A 2,265-nucleotide genomic window follows, 5' to 3' on the forward strand; every position below is an offset into this window, starting at 1 on the left:
TTCTCGAACGGATACGGCGCACGTGTGAGAAGCCGACCTCGAAATCGGCCAGCTCCTCATCAGTCACGGGACCGCGCGGCAGCTGATCAGCGACACCTCCTCTCGCCGGGCCGCAACTTGGTGGCGGTCGCGTGATATTCAGTGCTCACCGGCTCGTGCTTCGGATATCGGAATCAGGCGAGTCACCGGCAGTCCGCGACCGTCGCGGGCGGGAACGCCGCGTAGATATCCCGCTGCTTCGAGTTCGGCCAGTTCCGTGCTCACGTCGGTCTCGTCCCCGCGGCCGCGGACCGCATCGTGCACGGTGACCACCCAATCTTCGGGGTAGGTGGCGATCACGGCGAGCAGCCCCAGTGCCCGCAGGCTGATCAGGTCGTCCAGCACCAGATCCGCAGGCAGGAAGACACCGGTCACGTCGTCGACGTCGGCCTGGTCGTCGTCATTCATCGTCATCGGGATTGAGGTGTTGGGCGACGTGCGCGGCGTACACCAGCTCATCCACGGCCCGCGCGAAAAGGGGCGCGTAAACGAAGTCCGGGTCGAACCCGAACGTTTTGCCTTCGCCCACCAGCTCAGCGCGGGCGGCCTTGATCTGGTCCGCGTGCTCGACAATGAGGGCAAGGCCCTCGGTGATGACGGCGCGCAGCTCGGCGCGGCGCGCGATCGCCTCGGCAGTTTCCTCGCTCACGCCGATGCCTGTCCCACGGCTTCGAGACTCATGGTCCGGCTACTGGGGGAGGTGAGTTGGTCCCACCACCGCATCACCCATCGAGCGTCGCCGAGTGCGGTGTGTCGCTCGGCCTCGCTCGGGGGTTCGGCGCCGGTCGCGCGCGAAAGGTCGTAGCTGCGCATCGGCTCGGCGATGCCGAGGCGGCCCACGGCCATGTTGCCGACGTCGATCAGGTGGTAGTCCCACCGCGGCAGCCGCTGCTGTCGGCGCAGCATCGCGTCCAGAGTGTCGGCGTCGAACCAGACGTTGTAGCCCGCGAATCGGACTTGCCCGTTAGTGCTGGGAGCGGTCCAGTCGTCGACGACCGCTGCCGCGGCGGCCTCCGTCAGGTAGAAGACGTCGTCTTCCATAGTGCTGCCGTCGAATTCGTTGGCTATCTGCCAGGTAATCGACGGGGGCGGGGTGGCGCGCACCGGCGACGGATTCAGCGCGTACTTCGGGTGCCGCTGGTAGAAGCGCCCGACATCGAGCGCGCCCGGATCGGCGTGAGACAGGTCCACGTCTTCGATCAGGATCGTGATCTGGCTCTGCCAGCCGTTCGGTTCACGGCGGATCAGCGCGATCTCCCACGGCCGGCGCAGATTCGGATCGGTATGGGTGGTCTCGACGTCGACGAAGACCAGCGGAGAAGCGACAAGAGATGACACAGAAAACCTTTCGAGTTGAGGGGATGTGCAGGTCAAGCGGTGTCCGCGACTTCAGATGGCCTTCCAGCCGTGGGTGTAGCCGAGCGCATACCCAGCTGCCGCGCCGACGACCGCGACGGCGGCCGCGGTCGCCGGGCGCACGCGGATCCGCCGAGCGCGCCGGGCGGGCGGCCAACTTGGCGCACACAGCGGGCACATGGGGTTCGGCTTCACGAAGCCGGGCGTGGTTGTGGTCATTTCGGTTGTCCCCTTTACCAATCGAGATGGACTTGGTTTGAATCTCGTTATGTGCGAATGACTTTGATGAAAGCGAATGCTGGTGGCTACGTTCGGCGTCGCCTGGTCGATCAGGATCACCTGCCGCGCGTTTCGCGCTCGTGGGCTTCCCGCTCGCGAGCGCGGGCGGCGCGCTCTGCTTCGCGGGCGCGTTCGCGGAGTTGGCGCAGTCGCTGCGCCTCGGCCTGTTCGGTTTGGATGCGAAGGTGTTGAGCGCGCATTTTCTCGGTTTGGGCTTGCGCGTCGATGGCCGAGCCCAAGCGTTCGACGGCGTTTTCGATGTTCCATTCGGTGATCTGCCGGGCCATCTCTGCGGCCGACCCCGGACCTCCGTCGGTCCTGACGATGAGGTGCTTGTCTTCGTAGTGGTCCATGACTTTTTTCCTTTCTTCAGGCCACGGTGAGCGTGGCGGTGGCGGTCGGGTGACCGGCGAAAAGCCCGTCCGGGGCTTTGTCGATGCGGCTGAGCAGGGGCTGGAGCATGTCTTTGTGCCCGTTGCGGACGCTGCAATATTTGAATGGCCCTCTCGGGTCGAGCATTTCCCGCATGTGCGGGCCGACGTGGTGAAGTGCGTAATCGCTCTTCTCCAGCGGCCCGCCGGTGGCGTGCAC

Annotated in this window: 6 protein-coding genes; all 6 read right to left on the bottom strand. The window is 65.6% G+C overall.

Translation table 11 applies throughout. The features are described 5' to 3' along the window. Positions 1-138: 138 nt before the first annotated feature. Positions 139-453, bottom strand: a complete 315-nt coding sequence (locus tag NP3_RS36355; RefSeq protein WP_169814639.1) for a hypothetical protein — start codon at positions 451-453, stop codon at positions 139-141. Further along, the gene (locus NP3_RS36360; RefSeq protein WP_063046255.1) at positions 440-688 is read right to left on the bottom strand and encodes a hypothetical protein; all 249 of its coding nucleotides are present in this window, start codon (positions 686-688) and stop codon (positions 440-442) included. The genes NP3_RS36355 and NP3_RS36360 overlap by 14 nt, the downstream gene beginning before the upstream one ends. Continuing rightward, a complete protein-coding gene (locus tag NP3_RS36365) occupies positions 685-1,377 on the bottom strand; it encodes a 3'-5' exonuclease family protein (RefSeq protein ID WP_063046256.1) in 693 nt (230 codons plus the stop codon). The genes NP3_RS36360 and NP3_RS36365 overlap by 4 nt, the downstream gene beginning before the upstream one ends. A gap of 51 nt (positions 1,378-1,428) precedes the next feature. Beyond that, complete coding sequence (locus NP3_RS36370; RefSeq protein ID WP_063046257.1) at positions 1,429-1,614, bottom strand: hypothetical protein; 186 nt, start codon at positions 1,612-1,614, stop codon at positions 1,429-1,431. A 116-nt stretch (positions 1,615-1,730) separates the two neighbouring features. Then, a complete protein-coding gene (locus NP3_RS36375) occupies positions 1,731-2,027 on the bottom strand; it encodes a hypothetical protein (protein WP_063046258.1) in 297 nt (98 codons plus the stop codon). Positions 2,028-2,043: 16 nt separating this feature from the next. Further along, a partial coding sequence (locus tag NP3_RS36380) for a DUF4913 domain-containing protein (RefSeq protein ID WP_157124793.1) occupies positions 2,044-2,265 on the bottom strand: 222 nt, incomplete at its 5' end.

It is taken from the genome of Nocardia pseudovaccinii NBRC 100343, assembly GCF_001613225.1.
GTDB lineage: Bacteria > Actinomycetota > Actinomycetes > Mycobacteriales > Mycobacteriaceae > Nocardia > Nocardia pseudovaccinii.